We start from the raw sequence: 19,972 nt of genomic DNA on the forward strand, positions 1-19,972 counted from the left end.
GGGAAATTCCCGGGCCATGAGGAGATGAACATGCCCACTCTGACATCGCCAAAAGACTGCCATACAATGCAGGACTTGCGGGTTCAGATCGACAAACTTGACCAGTAGTTGGCCGGCATACTGGTTAAAATCGCCAGATAGATTAAAGGGGTAGCCAAGCTGGAATCCGGCGAAAGCTTGCCTGCCCGAGTTCTTTAGGGGTCAAGCAATAGGCGCAAAAGGTTCACGTCGGCGCGGTTGAATTTGGGATGCCCGAGATGAAATGTGGGGCTTCTGTCTACGCCCTACTAGTGAATGAAAGAAAGGATCAAAGGATGGTTGCTCAGGTTGTCGACGGGAAGACCTTTGCCGCAAAAGTGCGCGCACAAGTGTCCGATCAGGTCTTAAAGCTGAAAGAGGAAAACGGCATCATCCCCGGCCTGGCCGTGGTTCTTGTCGGCGAAGACCCTGCCAGCCAGGTCTATGTCCGCTCGAAAGGCAAGATGACTGTTGAAGTCGGCATGAATTCGTACGAGCACAAACTGGATGTCGATACCTCGGAAGAAGATCTTCTGGCGCTGATCGACCAGCTGAACACCAATCCCGCTGTGCACGGCATTCTGGTGCAACTGCCGCTGCCCCGGCACTTGAACGAAGATCTGGTGATCAACTCGATTGATCCCGCCAAGGACGTTGACGGTTTCCACATTTCGAATGTGGGTCTACTGGTCACCGGGCAAAAGTCGATGGTGCCGTGCACACCGTTGGGCTGTCTTATGATGCTGCGCGATCACCATGGCTCGCTTTCGGGCATGGATGCGGTCGTGATCGGGCGTTCGAACATTGTGGGCAAGCCGATGGCTCAGTTGCTGTTGGGCGACAGCTGCACCGTGACCATTGCGCATTCGCGGACCAAAGACCTGCCGAACGTCGTGCGCCGTGCCGACATCGTCATCGCCGCAGTCGGTCGCCCCGAAATGGTGCCGGGCGATTGGATCAAGGAGGGCGCCACCGTCATCGACGTGGGCATCAACCGCATCGAGCGTGATGGAAAAAACAAACTGGTTGGTGATGTTGACTATGCCAGTGCGGCTGACCGCGCAGGTGCGATTACACCGGTTCCAGGAGGTGTGGGTCCGATGACCATTGCCTGCCTGCTAGCCAACACACTAACGGCGTGCTGCCGTGCAATTGGTTTACCGGAGCCTGAGGGTCTGACCGCATAATGATGACGTCGCGGGTTCTGCCGGAAAGTGCGACCGCAGCCAATCGGTATTGGTGTCATGCCGGACGCAATATGCGCCTGGCGATCGTTTCGATTGGAGAATCAGCATCAAACGCCGCCCGGGCGCGGGCTGTCACGGCACGCGCCTCGCATATTGGAATGCCTCTGGATCAGGAGGTCTGGGGGCATCATATGTCTCAGGAGACCTGCCGTTCACTGCTGCAGCAGCTGAATTGCTCTGACAGCATCTTTGCGGTTTTGGTGCTGCCTGATGTGCCGGAACATCTCGATTTGACAGCTCTAAGGGCGAACTTGCATCGCCACAAGGATCTGATGCGACCGGGTGCATGGCATTGTGCGGGCCCCGTACGACCGGGCGAAGTAAACAGCATAGTTGACAGCGCGATTGCGGCACATCGATTCCATAATTCAAAGCTTTCTGACCCGTCATATCAAAGTGCCAGATAGCCGATACCCGCAAACGCGACGAAACAACCCAACCATTGTCGTATCACCATTTTTTCGCGCAATACGGCCCAAGCCAGCACCACGGTCAGCAATCCAAAGACCGACGCCGCGACAGAGGCATATTGTGCATTGGGCATCCCACCCGCTGCGATCACGCTCAGAATGGCGATGGCATCCAGAACACCCATCACGCACAAAAGGGGCAGGGCCTGCGACCCGGGCCAGATCGACCTGCGCGATGCCAAGGCGATCATACCCAAGGCAAAGATAGCAGTTAGCCGAATGAGCAAAGAGACGGAGTATTCATCACTCTGCTCAGTCGCATATTGTCCAAGCGCAAAGGCGGCAGCGAACCCAGCTGCTGCAAGCAATGACAGCACTGCCGTTGGCCCGGCAGCTGGGTAAGAAGTCGCGTCGCGTTCCGATTTGGCGGCGACCACGGAAACTCCGACACCGATCGCTATGACGGCCAGCCAATGTAGCGGGCTGACACTTGCACCGCGCCAGATGGCCAGTGATACGGACAGGACCGGATAGCTTGCAACCAGGGGTGCAACTAAACGGACGGGGCCGCGTTGAAACGCAGCATACATACTGATGCCGGCCAACAGGTAGCATCCACCGGCTGCAACCGCGCTGATCATTGCGGTGCCAGAGATCGGATCGAAGGCACCCAACGTCGCCACCAGACCAAACTGAAATACCGCGCCTGAGATCAGCACAGCCATAAGCGATGCAATCACGCTGACAGACTGGCTGACATAGCGCACCGCAAGATCGTGTATCCCCCAGCAAAGTGCGGCTAACAGTCCAAGCGCTAGCGCATTCATTCCATCACCACCATCACCGGTTTCATGTAAATCCGCCTCTGAACACAAGTATGTCAATATGTCACTGTTGATAAACTTATTTTCCTGTTATGCAATAATGGCGATGCCAGAGACACAGAAAGGCAGCACATGAGATCGGCGATAGAGCAACTTGGTGGTGAGACCCAACTGCGCGCTCTGGTCGAGCGTTTCTATGATCGTATGGAAACCGATCCGGCGGCGTATTCGTTGCACAGGCTGCATTTTCGGGGACATGGGTTGAACCACACCAGGCAGGCTCAGTTCGAGTTTCTCAGTGGGTTTCTGGGTGGTCGCGCCTATTACCGCGAACGTTTCGGCCATATGGATCTGCGAGAAATCCATGCGCATATCCCGATACGAGAGGCCGATGCTGAGCTTTGGCTGGATACGTTCGATGCCGCATTGGAGGATTGCGAGATGGCCGGTCCGGTCGTCGACAAAATGCGCGCGACGCTGCGCAGGGCGGCGCTCATGTTGGTCAACGACGTTCCTGACTGGCGGTTAGAAGCAGATGCAGACCTTGATGTCGGGAATATGTAAACGAAACGCTGCGACCCTCGCATCAACCAACCAATTGTTCTGATCAGAACTGGCGCAGAGCAGAATAGATTTCAGATGTCATTCTGAACTGATCGGCGGCGATCTGATCGCTTTCATTTTCCATTGCAAGCGCTGCGTTGGTCGATCCCAGCCAGTCGACCGCGCATTGATGATTCCCTTTGTCCCCCATCCAGGTGCTGATTGTGACCTGAATAATTTCGGGATGAAATTGAACGCCCCACGTACAGTTCCCGACGCGTATCGCCTGAACTGCGCATCTTTCTGATCCTGCCAAAACAGCCGTATCAGGTGGTAGTACCGTGGCGGTCACCCCATGCCACTGAAGCACAGGAAACCGCCGGGGCAGAGAGGCAAACAGGGGATCTTCACGTGCGTTGTCGGTCAGTTCGACAGACAGCACGCCAATTTCTGGGATTTGCATGCGGGCGCAGGTACCGCCAAGCGTATCTATTAACAGTTGATGCCCAAGGCATATGCCAAAATACGGCCGATTGAGATCACGTACCCACGTCCTGATGGCTTGCTTTTCGATTTTGAGCCAAGGGTGGGTCCCGTTTTCCCAAACATCCATTGGGCCGCCCATCACCAACGAAAGGTCAAAATCGTCCAAAAGCGGAATAGACTGCCCTTTGTAGAGGTGTACGATCTGCATGGCGTCTTAATGACGGGCAATGTGGTCACAAAACGTACCTGGACCCTCGCCTTGGGTATGCTGGAATATGAGAACGTTCATAAATTGCCTCTCTTGTCCTGATCAAAAGAAACCGGACCGCAGCTTGCGCCGCGGCTCAGAGACGCAAGCCTGCTGCCCGCTCAAATATCCAGCGTATTCTCCTTTTCCCAGCGCGAGAAGTGCGACACGAAGGAATTCCACTCCTGATGTTTCATCTTCAGGAAAGCGGACGAGAACTCGGCTCCCATCATGGCCTTCAGGTCGTTGTCCTTGTCATATTCACGCAGCGCATCAAGCATGTTCAGGGGCAGCTTCGGTGCGCCGCGCACCTTATGACCTTCGGCATACATGTCGATGTCCCATCGCTTGCCGGGATCTGCCTCGGATCGAATACCTGACAGCCCAGCCGCGATGATGACGGCCTGCAGCAGATAGGGGTTGGTTGCTCCGTCCGGCAGACGCAGTTCAAACCGTCCGGGGCCGGGGACACGTACCATGTGGGTGCGGTTGTTTCCCGTCCACGTCACGGTGTTGGGCGCCCATGTAGCACCCGACATCGTCCGCGGAGCGTTGATGCGCTTGTAGCTGTTCACCGTTGGGTTGGTGATCGCCGCTAGCGCCGAGGCGTGCTTCATAATACCACCGAGGAAGTGCTTGCCGCGCTCACCCAGTCCAACCTCACCGGTGGGGCCGTCGCCGTCGCCTGCGAACACGTTGGTCTTTGCCGCATCGCCCGGTGCATCCCAGACCGAGATGTGGGCGTGACAGCCGTTGCCGGTCAGGCCTTCCACCGGTTTCGGCATGAACGTCGCGCGCAGACCGTGCTTTTCAGCAACCGACTTGGTCATGAACTTGAAGAACGAGTGTTTGTCGGCGGTGCGCAAGACGTCGTCAAATTCCCAGTTCATTTCGAACTGGCCGTTGGCGTCTTCGTGATCATTCTGATAGGGGCCCCAGCCCAGTTCCAGCATGTAGTCGCAGATCTCACGCACGACATCATAGCGCCGCATCACGGCCTGCTGGTCGTAGCAGGGCTTCTCTGCCGTATCGAACGGATCGCTGATCTGTTCGCCATCCGGGGTCAGCAGAAAGAATTCGGCCTCGATTCCAGTTTTGACATGCATCCCTTCGTTTGCGGCTTCATCGATCAGACGGCGTAGTACGTTGCGCGGGGCTTGCGCGACATCGCTGCCTTCCATCACGCAGTTTCCTGCCACCCAGGCCACTTCGGGCTTCCACGGCAATTGAATGACAGATGAAGGGTCTGGCACTGCCAGCATGTCGGGATGCGCCGGAGTCATGTCCAGCCAGGTGGCGAACCCTGCGAAGCCTGCGCCGTCTTCCTGCATCTCGGCTATTGCCTGCGCGGGTACCAATTTGGCCCGCTGCCCACCAAACAGATCGGTGAACGAGATCATGAAGTACTTGACGCCTTTTTCTTTTGCGAAAGCTGCGAGATCTGTCGTCACGATGGCTTTCCTTTCCCTGTTGAATTCTAGTTTTCAAAGCAAAAACGCGGCCCCCACAAGGGAGCCGCGCTGCATCAGTTCAAAACCCTTCCTTGCCCGGGTACCAACTGGTTCCTGCCAGCGGGACCCGCGCCATGGCGGCGGCCTCCATCGTCAAGGCACACAGGTCTTCTGGTTCGAGGTTGTGCAGGTGATTGTGGCCACAGGCGCGTGCAATGGTCTGAGCCTCAAGCGTCATCACCTTTAGATAGTTGCGCAGCCTGCGGCCGGCATCGACCGGGTCCAGACGGGCAGCCAGGTTGGGGTCCTGTGTGGTGATTCCGGCGGGGTCCTGACCTTCGTGCCAGTCGTCATATGCACCTGTTGTCGTGCCCAGTTTCTGGTACTCGGATTCCCATTTGGGGTCATTGTCCCCAAGGGCTACCAGAGCGGCTGTGCCAATGGCGACGGCGTCAGCCCCTAGCGCCAAAGCTTTCGCCACATCGGCCCCGGTGCGAATGCCGCCCGAGATGACCAATTGAACCTCACGATGCACGCCCAAATCCTGAAGCGCCTGCACGGCTGGGCGGATGCAGGATAGCGTTGGCAACCCGACATGTTCGATGAACACGTCCTGTGTTGCTGCGGTCCCGCCCTGCATGCCATCCATTACTACAACGTCTGCTCCGGCTTTTACCGCCAAAGCGGTGTCATAGTAGGGCCGGGTTGCGCCAACTTTGACATAGATCGGCACCTGCCAGTCGGTGATTTCCCTAAGTTCGAGGATCTTGATCTCAAGATCATCTGGCCCGGTCCAATCGGGATGACGACAAGCCGAGCGCTGATCGATTCCTTTGGGAAGGGTACGCATCTCGGCCACACGATCGCTGATCTTCTGGCCCAGCAGCATACCACCGCCGCCGGGCTTGGCACCCTGGCCGACCACGATCTCGATCGCGTCGGCCTTGCGCAGATCGTTGGGATTCATACCATAGCGCGACGGAAGATATTGATAGACCAGCTTAGTTGAATGGCCGCGCTCTTCGGGCGTCATGCCACCGTCGCCGGTAGTGGTTGACGTGCCCGCCGCAGATGCGCCACGGCCCAAGGCTTCTTTTGCCGGGCCGGACAGAGCTCCAAAGCTCATGCCTGCGATGGTGATGGGAATATCCAGTTCGATTGGTTTTTTGGCAAAGCGCGTGCCGAGCGTTACCGAGGTATCGCAGCGTTCCCGATAGCCCTCCAACGGATAGCGCGACACTGACGCGCCCAGAAACAACAAATCGTCGAAATGCGGGACTTTTCGCTTCGCACCACCGCCGCGAATGTCATAGATGCCGGTCGCAGCGGCGCGACGGATCTCGGCATTAATCGGATTAGAAAACGTCGCCGACTGGATCGGCAGGGTGCGGGGGATCTGATCGTCCATATCTTTCATACCCTTCTTCCTCAGTAAGCGGCGGAATTGTCGATGTCGAAATTGTAAAGTTGACGGGCCGAGCCATAGCGTTTGAACTCTTCCGGTTTGGCGTCGCTGCCAGCGCGCTCCAGCAGGTCCTTCAGGACCTCAAGATGTTCAGAGCGCATCTCTTTTTCGATGCAATCGGCTCCGAGGCTTTTGACTGAGCCGCGCACAAACAGTCGCGCCTCGTAGAGCGAGTCGCCCAGTGCATCGCCTGCATCGCCGCAGACAACCAGATTACCGTCCTGCGCCATGAAGGCGGACATATGGCCGATATTGCCATGCACGACGATATCGATGCCTTTCATCGAGATGCCACAGCGTGAGCTGGCATTGCCCTTGATAACCAGCAATCCACCATGACCGGTCGCACCGGCATATTGACTGGCGTCACCATCTACGATGACCTGACCGGACATCATGTTTTCAGCCACCCCCGGTCCAACGGACCCTTCAACCTTGATAGTTGCCTGCTGGTTCATCCCGGCACAGTAGTACCCGGTCGAGCCTTTGACCGTCACCTCAATCGGCGCGTCCAGCCCGACGGCAATTGCGTGGCTGCCCTTGGGATTCACAATTTCCCAACGGGTCTGGTTGGTCTCGGCGTTCTGCGCCTGCAGGGACGAGTTCAATCCGCGCAGCCCGTCTGCCTCTAGATCATAGGTCTGCATATCAGGCGGCCTTTTCGTGGGTTGTTGGGCTGTCGTTGTGCGACCAGAAATAGACGGTGGACGGTTCTGGTTCCCACACCCGGGCGTCTTCGATGCCGGGCAGGTTCACCAAGGCACGGTACTCGCTGCCGAATGCCACATATTGATCCGTTTCTGCCATCACCGCAGGCTTGCAGGCGATTGGGTCACGTACGACGCCAAACCCGTCTTTGGTGCCCACGACAAAAGTGAAAAACCCGTCCAGATCATCGATGCTGGATTCTAGGGCTTCACCCAAAGTGGCGCCGTTCATCATCTTCCAGGTCAGGTACGCCGCACCAACTTCGGTGTCGTTCTCTGTCTGGATTGTCACGCCTTCGCGTCGCAGCTTTCGGCGCAACGAGTTGTGGTTGGACAGCGACCCGTTATGGACCAGACACTGGTCGGATCCGGTATTGAACGGGTGTGCACCCATGGTGGTTACAGCGGACTCCGTGGCCATGCGGGTGTGCCCGATGCCGTGGGTGCCACTCATGCTGCTCAGGTTAAAGCGGTCCGCAACATCTTTGGGCAGGCCGACTTCCTTGTAGATTTCGAGGCGTTCGCCACGGCTCATGACCCGAACCGACGGACGGATTTCGGTCAATGCGGCGCGCGCGGTTTCGAACTGGCCGGTCGGAAATTCCAGAACGGTATGTGTATCGTTGTCTGACTGACCAACCGTTGCGCCCAGGCTTTTGCCCAATTCGTCGGCCAGGCCGACAAAATCAGTTTCGGGGTTGGGGGACTGAACCGTTATCTTGGTTTTGCCTTCAACCTCTGCGCCATAGATCGCAATACCGGCGCTGTCGGGCCCACGATCTGTCATCGTGATCAACATGTCTGTCAGCATATTGCCCAGTTGGGGCGCAAGAGACTGGTCTTTGAGGAATAATCCAACAATTCCGCACATGGCTGGCAGATCTCCTTATGTGTTTCATTATGATTCGACGGTACCAACAAATCTGTGGGACATCAATAATAACAGGAAAGTTTTTTTCCTATAAGGCAATGGGCGAGATCGCTGATGTCGCGCCCATTGCCGGTTTAGAAAGCCGGGTCAGTATCGTTCCAGCTGTGCTTTCACCTTCTCTTCGTCACCGGTGTGGCGGGCCTTCTCGAGGTGCTCGCCTTCGCGGACGAACTGGATGCGATGCCAGCCAATCCAGAAGACCACACCAATGATGACCATCAGAACTTCGTAGCCCTGGAAGGGGTAGACCGGCCCAACTTCGGCCAGATCAACGGACCAGCTTGTATATCCATTCGTAGACATATCTTTCTCCCTTATTTCGCTGCTACGCCGCGGGCGGCCAACTCTTCTTTGTCGGCTTCGATAATCGCCGCTTTGGCATCTTCGTAGGCATGGTGTTCAGCGTAATCGAGCCCCTGAAGTTCAACCTCTTCCGGGATACGCAGGACACCTGCTGCCGCTTGCATTTTGGCGACGATCCATCCGGGCATGAAGCCCAACACAAAGAACATGATGACTGCGCCAGCGGTCTGCCCGATTGGATTGATTGTGGCGTAGCCTTCATATGGAGATGACGGAACACCCCACAGGACAAAGCCAGCAATGATCAAGCCGACAACACCAGAGTACCCGTGCACAGCGACTGCACCAACGGCGTCATCCAACTTGAATCGGCGTTCGACCCAATAGTGCAGCTTATAGACAATCACGACACCAATCGCACCGATGATCATTGCCTGAATGGGGTGATACAGGTCGTTACCTGCCGAAGCTGTAATTATACCGGCCAGTCCACCAGAGAATGTCCAAAAGGCGTCGCCTTTGGAGACCACATAAGCGGCCATCAACCCACCCGACAACGACATTAGGAAGTTGAAGGTGATTGCCGACAACGTGGTCGGGGCCAAATAGATGTTGGTTGCAGTCCAGGTGACACCTGTGATCTGACCGTCAATTGCTTCTGGCGAAATTACCGGAACATTACATGCGGCGTAGAAGCCCCAGAACCCGGTGTAGATCAGGAATATCCCGATGGTCAGTAGCCATGGGTTGTGCGGCGGAATATCCCGCGGTGTGCCATCTTTGGCGAATTTACCTAGGCGCGGCCCCAGAACCATGATCACACCAAGCGCGTAACCACCCGCGATTGCGTGGATAACGCCTGACGCATAAGCATCGTGATATCCAAGTATGCGCACCATCCATCCGGCATAGTGCCAGCCCCATGCGGCATCGATGATCCAGAAGACCGACCCGATCAGAACCGCATGTACCCAAAGGGCTGAGGATCTGATCCGTTCGATCACGGAACCTGAGACGATAGAGGCTGCAGTCCACGAGAACAGTAGAAACGCGGCCCAGAAGACCCCCGTGATTCTATCGCCTAAATTGGTTGCCATCGTATCGGCCCACGGCAGATTCGCGGCACCCGCTTCAGTGTCCAGACCACCCCAGAACGGAAAGTTCGGAAAGGCCCAGTAGATCCACCATCCAAAGAAGAAGAATGTGACCGTCACCAGCGGGATGATCATGATGTTTTTCATCAATGTGTGCATATGGTTACGAGCCCGGCTGGCGCCGACCTCGTACATGCAAAAGCCCACATGGATGAGGAACATGAAGACGACCGTTACCCAGTAATAAAACTCGGTAAAGACCGTCGTGAGTGCATTTAGATTACCATCCACTTCGTAGTCTCCCTGTTGTTGCAGCAGGAGGCCTCTCTGCGGAGTATTTCCTGCTGGGAATATTTATCTACTCAGGGGACAATTTCATTGACGACCTGTCAATAGATATGTGAGGCAAACATCTTTAAGGCCTGCGCGCCACATGCGTCCCGGCACGTAAAAAAAGGAGGTATATCATTGATGAATAACAAAAAATTATATCTCCCGTAGATGTTCTTAGGGTGCGAAAATTGCAGGCAAATATTCCCAACAGGAAAAAAATCTGCACACAGGTGTTGATTTTCAATCCAACATCGGCCTCAATATGGCCAACAAAAACGATCAACGGGAGACCTGAACCATGGCCATTCTTTGGAGGACGTCGGCCCTTGCGCAACGCCATGCCGAGATCGGCGGCGAGCTTGAGGACTGGAACGGTATGGGAACCGCCTGGTTTTACGACCATAGCCCTGAACGTGCCAAGGCGGACTATGAAGCCATCCGCACCAAAGCTGGTCTTATGGATGTATCTGGCCTGAAAAAGGTTCATGTAGTCGGCGAAGATGCTGCCTATGTCATTGATCGTGTAACCACGCGTAATGTGGAAAAGATCATGCCGGGTCGGTCCACCTATGCTTCGATCCTGAATGCCGAAGGGAAGTTTGTTGATGACTGTATCATCTATCGCCTCTCGGTGAACACGTGGCTTGTGGTGCACGGAACAGGCGCCGGCATGGAGCAGCTGACATCGGTGGCGGCAGGCAAGAACTGCTCGGTCATTTTTGACGACGACATGCACGACATGTCCTTGCAGGGACCAGTGGCAGTTGATTTCCTGGCCAAGCACATCCCCGGGATTCGCGATCTGGCCTATTTCGGCATTATGCAGACCAAGCTCTATGGCTGCCCAGTGATGATTTCGCGGACCGGTTATACCGGTGAACGCGGATACGAGATTTTCTGTCAGGCCAAACATGCTGTGCACTTGTGGGACAGCATTCTGGCTGAGGGCAAGGACATGGGCATCGTTCCGGTCCAGTTCTCAACGCTCGATCTGCTCCGTACTGAAAGCTACCTTCTGTTCTACCCAGGTGATAACTCGGAAACCTATCCCTTCGACGATGAAACTTGCGGCGATACGCTTTGGGAACTGGGTCTGGAATTTACCGTCTCACCAGGGAAAACTGGCTTTATCGGAGCCGAGAACCACTATGCCTCGCAAGGGAAGGAGCGGTTCAAGATCTATGGCGTTAAACTCGACGGCACGACCCCGGCGGATGAAGGTGCTGACCTGCTGCAAAACGGTGAAAAGGTCGGGGTTGTCACATTCGGTATGTACTCCGACATCAATGGCCACAACGTAGGTATCGCGCGGATGCCGGTTGCCTGTGCGTCACCCAGCACCAAGCTGACGGTGCGCAACGGTGATGGGACCGAAATAGCAGCGACCGCGGAAGAGATGCCGTTCTACGATCAGGACAAATCGATCAGAACCGCAAAGGGCTGAGTTTCAAGGGGCGCGACGGGCACACCGTGGCGCCCTTTTGTTATTTGAGGGCACAATGTCAAAGTTCGAATTTCCCAAGTCAATCACAAGCCGCCCGGTCTGGGGTACGCTAGAGGTTCGCCAGGGCGAATACCATCTTATGATTGCCGAGGCCGAAGGGGCCGGAGCCATTCTTGACATCGCGACACCCGACCTGATGGCCAAATCCCATCTGATCTATATCCCCAAGGGAACGGATTATTGTGCAAGACTACAAGCACTGAACTCTGCGCAATTCTACGAAGGTCCGTCCTATGAGGCCTCGTTGCCGCGCATTCGCCGTGTGCTGGAGGACGCTCATATGGGGTTGCAGGTCTATCTGACCGGCACCGAGGGCATGATGGGTCAGGCCATGAATGAAGTGATGGCCGTTGGCCTGCCACATACGGCGATCCAGACCGAGCATCGCGGCTCGGTCGCGCGCCGGATGCAGTGTGTGCACTGCAAGGGCGTTACCGAAGATGTCGAGGTTGATCCGTTTGTCTGTTCGCATTGCGGGTTGAACCTGTTTGTGCGCGACCACTACTCTCGCCGTCTTGCCGCCTATCAAGGTGTTCGCGTGGACGCCGAAGATCATGGCAACGTGCCCGAACCAAAGGGGATCTACGAATGAGCGGTGCCGAGAAAATCCAGGTCAAAGTGACCGAAATAACCCCGCTGAACGAGCTGGTGACGCGGTACCGGTTCGAACGTATCGACGGCGGCCATTTGCCAACCTTTTCGGGCGGAGCTCACACGGTTGTCGAAATGCAGGACGGTGGCATCACACGGTTAAATCCGTATTCACTGATGTCCGATCCGTTCGATCAGTCGTCCTATACAATCTCGGTCCGGCGCGATGATGAGGGCAGGGGCGGGTCGTTGTTCATGCACCGTCAAGTAAAGCTGGGGGATGAAATGACCATCAGCTACCCAGTCAACCTGTTCTCGCTCGACCTGCGGGCCCGCAAACATTTGTTTCTGGCCGGTGGCATCGGGATCACACCGTTTCTGGCGCAGATCAAACAGCTGGAATTGCTGCATGGTCATTGGGAACTGCATTATGCGTGTCGCAACACCGCCTTGGCGTCTTATGCCGAGCAATTAACAGACAGGCATCCGAATGAAACAAACTTGTATTACGACGATCAGAACCAGCAGATCGATCTGAAGAAGCTTCTCAGCGGGCAGCCTCTGGGCACACATGTCTATGTCTGCGGCCCCAAGGGTATGATCGATTGGGTGCGAACCACTGCCGTCGCAGAAGGATGGCCCGAAGATTGCGTACATTACGAAGAATTTCTGGCGCCTCAACCCGGCAAACCGTTCGAGGTGCGACTGGCGAAATCGGACAAGGTCGTTCATGTAGGCGAAAATGAAAGCCTGCTGGAGGCCATTGAACGCGAAGGCGTGGATGCGCCGTATCTGTGCCGCGGCGGCGCCTGTGGTCAGTGCGAAACCGTGGTGCTGGATCACGACGGAAGCTTTGTTCACCGCGATCATTGGCTGACCGACGAAGAAAAAGCTGCGGGCAAGAAAATCATGCCCTGCGTATCGCGTTTCGAGGGCAAGTCCCTCGTGCTGGACCGCTGAGAGGAGGCCCGACATGACCATTCAATTCAACGACGAGTCCTTCCGCGACGACTATACGTTCCACAACTCGGACTGGGCGATCAAACGCTTTCCGTTCCCTTTCCACGAAGACAGCTACATGTATTCGGTCAATATGGAACAACATCGCGGTGGACCCGAGGGCTCGGTCTATGAGATGCGGTTCGATGTCGATGAACACTATGTATCCGAAATGAAAGACCGCGCAATTGTTCTAGATCAGGACCCGCTGCGCTGCCAGTCTTTGCCGCATATGACCTTGGCCGGCTGGGACTTGCTGGAACTGATCATGGTCAGCAAGTCGGAAGACTACCCTGAGCTGTTCGAGCTGCATCGCAACGGCAGTCAATGGCGCTGGATCAATAAACCGCTGGGGATTGATCACAGCTTTACCTTCATGGATGAAACCACGCTACCCTATGGGCCGATGGAATACATCACCCGTCAGGCGCAGGGTGATTTCGCGGTGCTGGATCAGCGCGATGAAATGCTGTGGATGGACGCCGGTATGGTGACAACTCAGGCCGATTGGAGCCTGGATTTCGACATCGGCATGAATTTTTTCGAATGGCATGCGCCGGTGCCGAAAGCCCATGAAATGGGTATTTTTCAGCGCGCCTTGAAATTCCTGCTGAACATTCAGCAGGGTGCCCCTGCGCGGCGTCTGAACTGGACCATGACGGTGAATCCTCTGTTGGATACCAGTCCGGAAAACTATCACAAATGGGGCATCCAGAAGACGGCGCTGACGCCTGAAAACATAGCGAACAAGCAACATTTACGGGTTGAGCTGCAAACTTTCTTCCGCCTGCCGCGATCAAATGCGCTGGTGTTCCCAATCCGTTGCTATCTGTGCAGTTTTCAGGATCTGATGACTGTTCCCAAATGGGGTCGTCGCCTGCATCGCGTCATCCGGGATCTGCCGGTAGAACTGGCCACTTACAAAGGGTTCATCGACAACCGTCCCATGATGCTGGACTACCTCAGCCAGTTTGACGACGGATTGCCGACCTCACCTGGTGTCTGGCCAGATCTGGAAACAGAACCGCCTTTAACCAAATAGGCTAGCATTACGAAGTGTCTTGGCTCCATGACTGATCGGGACAAAACACCTTGGCTCATTCCAAGCGATGATATCGCATTGTATGACGCGCTTGCGCTGCTTCGTGCGACATTTCAGTACATGGATACCCGGATCGACCCTCCGTCTTCTATCCATAGGCTGACGGCGAAAACGATGCAGGCCCACGGACTTCTTGTTGCGCAAGCCAATCAGTTTGCCTGAGGATAGCTGATTACTGAAATGTATCGCGCTGGTAGTGTGACCAACCGCTCCGGACCATGAGGTGCGTCGGCGTCAAAAAACAGAGTGTCGCCTAGTTTCAGAGGGTAAATCTGGTCGCCGTGGCGGTAATCTATCTCGCCTTCCAGCATATAAATCGTTTCGATACCACCATGCTGAAATGTTGGGAATACGTCGGATTCAGCGGTCAGTGTGATCAGATAAGGCTCAACAATCACACCTGACCCGTTAGCGCCAATATGCCCCAACAGATTATATTGATGATTGGCGCGTGTTCCTTCGCGCTCCAGCTCAACGCCTTCACCAGCTTTTGTATGTACCGCCTCGCGGCGTTCTTCGAATTGTCTGAAGAAGCTAGTCAAAGGAACCGAAAGCGCGTCCGCCAATGATTGCAAGGTTGTTAAGGAAGGAGACGTATTTCCGTTCTCGATCTTGGACAGCATGCCAATCGACAATCCGGTTAGCTGGGCCAGTTCCGCGACGGTTATGTTCTGCTGCTTGCGAAAGGCGCGGACCTCGCGACCAATGGCAACTTCGAGCACCTTTTCACGTTCGCCTGTTTGAACGGAGTGCGGATTCTGTGTCAGATTGACCACCATCTCTTTGTCGCGTTTTTTCAATTTCACTCTTTCCACGTCTTGCTACACTTGGCCAAACCGGTTCTGCAAGCAGGTGCGGCGCAAAACCCAACCCAATTCGGACTACCATAGCATCAATTTTTCCTGATAGTAAAATAATCATGCTGACAGAAAAAAGTACCGAGATCGGATTCTTACTGTTTGACGGCTTTCCCATGGCATGTCTGACATCGGTGATCGAACCGCTGCGAGCCGCAAACGAGATCGCCGGGCAAGAAGCATTTTGCTGGTCACTGGTCACAGAGTGGGGACAAAAAGTCAGGTCCAGCGCCAATGTGAGGTTCGAGGCCGAGTGCAGCCTGTCCAACTGCCAGTCGATCGACATACTGTTCCTGCTCAGCAGTCCAACTTCGGGATTTGCCGATCCGGGTTTTGGAAACGGAGCGTTGCGCACTCTGGCGCGCCACGGGACTATTCTGGGCGGTATCAGCGGGGGTGTTTTCCCGCTGGTGCGTTCCGGTGTCATGACCGGTCACCCGGTTTCGGTACACTGGTGTTACGAGGCGGCATTCGATGCCGAGTTTCCAGATGTGGACGCACGGCGCGAAGTGATCGTGTCTGACGCCACACGCTATACCGCCGCAGGCGCGGCTGCGGCCTTTGATCTGGCCCTGCATCTGATCGAGGATCTTTTGGGCAGCGAAGTTGCGCACGAGGTTGCCTGCTGGTTCCAGCACCCGATGATGCGGGGTGAAGGCGTACGACAACAGGTGCCTCGAACCAGCAAACCAGATACTGGCGACAGGCTGCCTCCACTTGTGTCGAAATGTGTCGAACTGTTTGCCGGTCACATGAACGAACCGATATCGGTCGCTGAGGTCGCAGATCAGACGGGCGTCACCCCCCGACAGGTCGAGCGCGCCTTCAAACAGGCCACGGGCCAAAGCCCCAGTCATTATTATCGCGCCATGCGCATGAAGGCCGCCCGACAGATGGTAGTCTATACCAAGGACCCAATTGCCGACATTGCGGCTGCCATCGGCTACAGTTCAGTTGCCCCGCTGGTGACCCATTACCGCTCAGCCTTCGGGTTGAGCCCCAGCGAAGACCGACGCAGGATCAATCAATTCCGGGTCGAGGACAACGCTCCGCTACCCTCAAGCTGATCGCCGTCTAAAGCGCTGATTTCATCGCAGCCACGATGGCATGATGCAATGATCCGGCCGAAGATCGGGGGCCGTACAAGCTGAACGCACCGGACGATCGGCATATGACGAAACATCCAAGGTGGTGGATCGCCGTACGCGCCGCTTCGCCTGCTTGCATTTTTCGACAGTCCAGAACGCAGAGCAGTTCCATCACCGCCAGCACATCGTCACCATCCAGATCGAACCGGACCCAGGCATCTGTCTGCTCGCAGACTGATGCGGTGTCACCCAGCTGGGTATTTGCCAGATGCGCCAGCTCTTCATGGGTGTCGAACGGGGCCGCGACCATCCACTGATCCGGCCCGGTCCAAAAGGCCATGACAGGATTGCCGGCGAACCGTCCGACCGAAGGTGCGTCGGCGCCGATCAGCGCGCCAAGCGCTGTTCGGGCCTTAGGTTCCTGCCCCGACCGCGCCGCGACCGAAGCCAGCGCAACACCGGGGGATTCGGTGCAGGTTACATTTCCCACGCGGTCTGTTTGTGGGCTCGATCCGCCCAAAGCGGTGATAGCAAATAAATCATGCACGGAGCCGTTCTCCCTCGGGGTCAACAAAATGGGCCGAAACGATTTCGACCTCGACAGTCAGGTCCGTCAACGGTGACACAAGGCGCATCTTTTCACCAAGCCGCGTATCGCCGCTTTTCAGAAAGCCTAGCCCGATATGGCTGTCCAGCGACGGTGAGAAGGCCGCCGATGTGACATAGCCCTGATCATGCGCGGCATCCACCGGGCCGGATGCGCCCATCAGGTGCCCGCCAGCGGTGATCTGGTCACCGGTATTCACGGGTTTGATGCCAACCATTTTCAGCGCATCGTCCTCGTTCAGCCCCTCACGTTCCGACAGGGTCGAGCCGATGCTGTCTTTCTTCTTGGACACCATCCGGCCCATCCCTAGGTTCAGGGCCGTGGTCGTCCCGTTCAGTTCGTTTCCCGCGGCGTGACCTTTCTCGATCCGCATGACACCCAGTGCTTCGGTGCCATAGGGGACGACATCGAATTCCTCGCCCTCGGACATCAGCCGGCGCATCAGCGCATCACCATATCGCGATGGAACTGCGATTTCGAATGCCAACTCACCCGAAAAGGAAATGCGGAACAGGCGGGCCCGCAATCCGCCGCACACGGTGATGTTGCCGCAAGCCATGAACGGGAAGCCTTCGTTCGAGATGTCAAACTCAGGGTCCACGATCTTTCGCAATAGCTTGCGCGAATTCGGCCCCGCTACGGCATATTGTGCCCAGGCTTCGGTGGTCGAGATGAGTTGCACATCCATGTCTGGGAACAGGCATTGCCGGACGAACTCCATATGCTGATAGACTTTGACCGCGTTGGCAGTGGTGGTCGTGACCACGAAGTGATCTTCGGCTAACCGCCCTGCGGTGCCATCGTCCATCGTGATACCATCCTCGCGCAGCATCAGGCCATAGCGTGTCTTGCCCACCGCCAGCTTGGCAAAACCGTTACAATAAATCCGGTTCAGAAAATCTGCCGCATCAGTGCCCTGAACGTCAATTTTGCCAAGCGTTGTGCAGTCGCAAACCCCGACTGAGGCTCGAGTCTGGCGTACCTCGCGATCAACAGACTCGCGCCAATGCGTCTCGCCGGGAAGGGGGAACCATTGCGCGCGCAACCAGTTGCCGACTTCGACAAACACCGCGCCGCGTTCTTTGGCCCAGTAGTGTGAGGGCGTCAGACGGGTGGGATGGAACGCCTGTCCTTTCATACGCCCGGCAAAGGTGCCGATGGGGACAGGCGTATAAGGTGGGCGGAATATGGTGGTGCCGGTATCCGGGATGGACTTGCCGGCTAGCTCGGCCATGAGGGCGAGCCCGCCCATGTTCGAGGTCTTGCCCTGATCGGTTGCCATGCCCAGTGTGGTATAGCGTTTCAGGTGCTCTACCGAACGGAACCCTTCCTGATGGCTGAGTTTCACATCCTTGACGGTCACGTCGTTCTGTTGATCCAACCACGCGCGAGCGCAACCTTGCACATACCAGAACGGTGTTTGTGAGACCGGCGCGTCCTCGGCATCAGGCAGATCCGGCAAAGAGCCCTTCAACTCCAATACCTGCGCGGCCTCCTCCGTGCCTGATTGCAAGGCCGCATGGGTGGACATCAAGCCGCTCGCGGCACCCGCTACGGACAGGCCCGGCGGCAAGTCCGCACCGGGTACAAAAGCGGCCAGATCGCTATTCCACGCGGGGCGTCCGCGTTGGTGGCACGTCAGATGCACATTCGGATTCCAGCCGCCTGAAACGCCAAGTGCGCCACAGTCCAATGTTCGCGTCGATCCATCAGACAGTTTGACCTCGGCAAATGTCAGGCCCAGTCGGCCCTTGGTATCGACGATCTGAGCGCCCGCAAGCACTTCATATTCGTAATTGATCGGCGCATCGGGGCGTATATCTACGACAGCGACGATCTTGACGCCCTTGGCGTGCAGATCGGCCGCGGTGCGGTGCCCGTCGTCATTATTGGTAAAGATTGCCGCGCGCTGTGCCGCAGACGAGGCAAACCGGTTCGCATAAGTCCGCAATGCGCTTGCCAGCATGACGCCAGGGCGGTCGTTGTTCTCAAATGCGATCGGGCGTTCGGTTGCGCCGGCACACAATAGTGCGCGCTTGGAATAGATGCGCCACAGAATCTGACGAGGCTTGCCAGCGGGCAAGGTTGCGAGATGATCCCCCGTTCGTTCGACGGCCCCATAGATGCCATGGTCAAAAGCGCCGATGACGGTTGTGCGCGGCATCAGGCGAACATTGGGCAATGCCGAAAGCTCTGCCACCATCTGCCCCGCCCAATTCGCTGCGGTTTCGTCGCCAAGCGAAAAGGTCTCGCTGTTCAGGCGTCCGCCCAACGTGAAATCTTCGTCTGCAAGAATGACGTCTGCTCCGGCCCGGCCGGCGGTCAGGGCAGCCATCAGACCAGATGGCCCGGCCCCGATGATCAACAGGTCGCAATGACGGAAACCCTTGTCATACTCATCGGGATCTTCCTGCATTGAAAGCGAACCAAGACCGGCGGCCCGGCGGATCATCGGCTCGTACAGCTTCTCCCAGAACGCGGCAGGCCACATGAAGGTTTTGTAGTAGAACCCTGCGGACAGGAATTTCGAGAACTGATCATTGATCGCCAGAGCGTCGAATTTTAAACTGGGCCAGCGGTTCTGCGAATGTGCCTCAAGCCCGTCGAACATTTCAGTCGTTGTGGCGCGGGTGTTGGGCTCCTGACGGTTTCCGGTTCGCAGTTCAACGATGGCGTTGGGTTCCTCTGACCCGGCGGTCAGAACACCGCGAGGGCGGTGGTATTTGAACGACCGTCCCATCAGGCGCACACCGTTGGCCAAAAGGGCCGAGGCCAGTGTGTCACCGGGATGCGCCGTGTAGCTTCGATTGTCGAAGCGAAAGTTCAGGGTTGTTGCGCGGTCGATCTGGCCGCCGCTCAGCCGGTTGATTTGCGTCATTTGGAACGCCCCTGTGCCCGGGCCACGTCACGGGCCAGCTCCACTTTGGAAATCTCGTGGGTCACGGTATTGCGGGTCACCACCAGCCACGACCGGTCGCCGCCCTCGTGAAACCATAATTCGCGGTGTTCTCCGGCGGGGTTATCGCGCAGATAAGCGTAGTCATAAAACGCTTCGGCAGCATGTTCGGCCTGCCAGTCGGGGCGGTCGATCAATGACGCGTCGCCCAGATATACAAACTCGGAACTGTCGCGCGAGCCCAGCAAGGGATGATTGATGATCATGGT

Annotated in this window: 19 protein-coding genes; 7 read left to right on the forward strand and 12 right to left on the reverse strand. The window is 56.4% G+C overall.

The window, feature by feature from the left end; all coding sequences use genetic code 11:
• Positions 1-314: 314 nt before the first annotated feature.
• A complete protein-coding gene (gene folD / locus BLU89_RS18840; protein WP_074738926.1) occupies positions 315-1,205 on the forward strand; it encodes a bifunctional methylenetetrahydrofolate dehydrogenase/methenyltetrahydrofolate cyclohydrolase FolD in 891 nt (296 codons plus the stop codon).
• Between the two features lie 451 nt (positions 1,206-1,656).
• On the opposite strand, the gene BLU89_RS18850 is transcribed toward folD, so the two are convergent.
• A complete protein-coding gene (locus tag BLU89_RS18850) occupies positions 1,657-2,502 on the reverse strand; it encodes a DMT family transporter (protein WP_074738930.1) in 846 nt (281 codons plus the stop codon).
• A gap of 129 nt (positions 2,503-2,631) precedes the next feature.
• Between BLU89_RS18850 and BLU89_RS18855 the strand changes: the two genes are divergently transcribed.
• Positions 2,632-3,063 carry a group II truncated hemoglobin gene (locus BLU89_RS18855; RefSeq protein ID WP_074738932.1) on the forward strand — a complete coding sequence of 144 codons (432 nt, stop codon included), beginning with the start codon at positions 2,632-2,634 and terminating at the stop codon, positions 3,061-3,063.
• A gap of 43 nt (positions 3,064-3,106) precedes the next feature.
• Here BLU89_RS18855 and BLU89_RS18860 read toward each other — a convergent pair whose 3' ends face one another.
• The 7 genes from BLU89_RS18860 to BLU89_RS18890 all read right to left on the reverse strand — a co-directional run bounded on the left by BLU89_RS18860 (position 3,107) and on the right by BLU89_RS18890 (position 10,017).
• The gene (locus BLU89_RS18860) at positions 3,107-3,736 is read right to left on the reverse strand and encodes a type 1 glutamine amidotransferase (RefSeq protein ID WP_083347811.1); all 630 of its coding nucleotides are present in this window, start codon (positions 3,734-3,736) and stop codon (positions 3,107-3,109) included.
• 161 nt (positions 3,737-3,897) lie between these two features.
• Complete coding sequence (glnT, locus tag BLU89_RS18865; protein WP_074738934.1) at positions 3,898-5,226, reverse strand: type III glutamate--ammonia ligase; 1,329 nt, start codon at positions 5,224-5,226, stop codon at positions 3,898-3,900.
• Positions 5,227-5,305: 79 nt separating this feature from the next.
• Positions 5,306-6,634, reverse strand: a complete 1,329-nt coding sequence (locus tag BLU89_RS18870) for an FMN-binding glutamate synthase family protein (RefSeq protein ID WP_143030624.1) — start codon at positions 6,632-6,634, stop codon at positions 5,306-5,308.
• A 20-nt stretch (positions 6,635-6,654) separates the two neighbouring features.
• Positions 6,655-7,338, reverse strand: coding sequence for a GltB/FmdC/FwdC-like GXGXG domain-containing protein (locus tag BLU89_RS18875; RefSeq protein WP_074738938.1), 684 nt, complete (start codon positions 7,336-7,338; stop codon positions 6,655-6,657).
• A 1-nt stretch (position 7,339) separates the two neighbouring features.
• Positions 7,340-8,269, reverse strand: coding sequence for a class II glutamine amidotransferase (locus tag BLU89_RS18880; RefSeq protein ID WP_074738940.1), 930 nt, complete (start codon positions 8,267-8,269; stop codon positions 7,340-7,342).
• A gap of 147 nt (positions 8,270-8,416) precedes the next feature.
• A complete protein-coding gene (locus BLU89_RS18885) occupies positions 8,417-8,632 on the reverse strand; it encodes a hypothetical protein (RefSeq protein ID WP_074738942.1) in 216 nt (71 codons plus the stop codon).
• Between the two features lie 11 nt (positions 8,633-8,643).
• The gene (locus BLU89_RS18890; RefSeq protein WP_074738944.1) at positions 8,644-10,017 is read right to left on the reverse strand and encodes an ammonium transporter; all 1,374 of its coding nucleotides are present in this window, start codon (positions 10,015-10,017) and stop codon (positions 8,644-8,646) included.
• A 340-nt stretch (positions 10,018-10,357) separates the two neighbouring features.
• On the opposite strand from BLU89_RS18890, the gene BLU89_RS18895 reads away from it, so the two are divergent.
• The 4 genes from BLU89_RS18895 to BLU89_RS18910 are packed head-to-tail and all read left to right on the forward strand — an operon-like array spanning position 10,358 to position 14,195.
• Entirely contained in the window at positions 10,358-11,503 is a 1,146-nt protein-coding gene (locus BLU89_RS18895) for an aminomethyl transferase family protein (RefSeq protein WP_074738946.1), read from the forward strand.
• A 55-nt stretch (positions 11,504-11,558) separates the two neighbouring features.
• Complete coding sequence (locus BLU89_RS18900) at positions 11,559-12,155, forward strand: dimethylamine monooxygenase subunit DmmA family protein (protein WP_074738948.1); 597 nt, start codon at positions 11,559-11,561, stop codon at positions 12,153-12,155.
• Complete coding sequence (locus BLU89_RS18905; protein WP_074738950.1) at positions 12,152-13,114, forward strand: PDR/VanB family oxidoreductase; 963 nt, start codon at positions 12,152-12,154, stop codon at positions 13,112-13,114. Before BLU89_RS18900 ends, BLU89_RS18905 begins: the two co-directional genes overlap by 4 nt.
• Positions 13,115-13,127: 13 nt before the next feature.
• Entirely contained in the window at positions 13,128-14,195 is a 1,068-nt protein-coding gene (locus BLU89_RS18910; protein ID WP_074738952.1) for a heme-dependent oxidative N-demethylase family protein, read from the forward strand.
• Between the two features lie 209 nt (positions 14,196-14,404).
• Here BLU89_RS18910 and BLU89_RS18920 read toward each other — a convergent pair whose 3' ends face one another.
• Positions 14,405-15,034, reverse strand: coding sequence for a helix-turn-helix domain-containing protein (locus BLU89_RS18920; protein WP_074739084.1), 630 nt, complete (start codon positions 15,032-15,034; stop codon positions 14,405-14,407).
• A 140-nt stretch (positions 15,035-15,174) separates the two neighbouring features.
• Here BLU89_RS18920 and BLU89_RS18925 point away from each other — a divergent pair, with 140 nt between their 5' ends.
• Positions 15,175-16,179, forward strand: a complete 1,005-nt coding sequence (locus BLU89_RS18925) for a GlxA family transcriptional regulator (protein WP_074738954.1) — start codon at positions 15,175-15,177, stop codon at positions 16,177-16,179.
• A 7-nt stretch (positions 16,180-16,186) separates the two neighbouring features.
• Here BLU89_RS18925 and BLU89_RS18930 read toward each other — a convergent pair whose 3' ends face one another.
• From BLU89_RS18930 to BLU89_RS18940, 3 genes are read right to left on the reverse strand one after another with little or no spacing between them, the layout of a single operon-like run.
• Positions 16,187-16,747 (reverse strand): sarcosine oxidase subunit gamma, encoded by a 561-nt coding sequence (locus tag BLU89_RS18930; RefSeq protein ID WP_074738956.1) that lies wholly within the window; start codon positions 16,745-16,747, stop codon positions 16,187-16,189.
• Positions 16,740-19,685, reverse strand: a complete 2,946-nt coding sequence (locus BLU89_RS18935) for a sarcosine oxidase subunit alpha family protein (protein WP_074738958.1) — start codon at positions 19,683-19,685, stop codon at positions 16,740-16,742. The genes BLU89_RS18930 and BLU89_RS18935 overlap by 8 nt, the downstream gene beginning before the upstream one ends.
• Positions 19,682-19,969: a sarcosine oxidase subunit delta gene (locus BLU89_RS18940; protein ID WP_074738960.1), complete on the reverse strand. Its 288-nt coding sequence runs from the start codon at positions 19,967-19,969 to the stop codon at positions 19,682-19,684. The genes BLU89_RS18935 and BLU89_RS18940 overlap by 4 nt, the downstream gene beginning before the upstream one ends.
• Positions 19,970-19,972: the final 3 nt, after the last annotated feature.

It is taken from the genome of Ruegeria halocynthiae, assembly GCF_900106805.1.
GTDB classification, from domain to species: Bacteria; Pseudomonadota; Alphaproteobacteria; order Rhodobacterales; family Rhodobacteraceae; genus Ruegeria; species Ruegeria halocynthiae.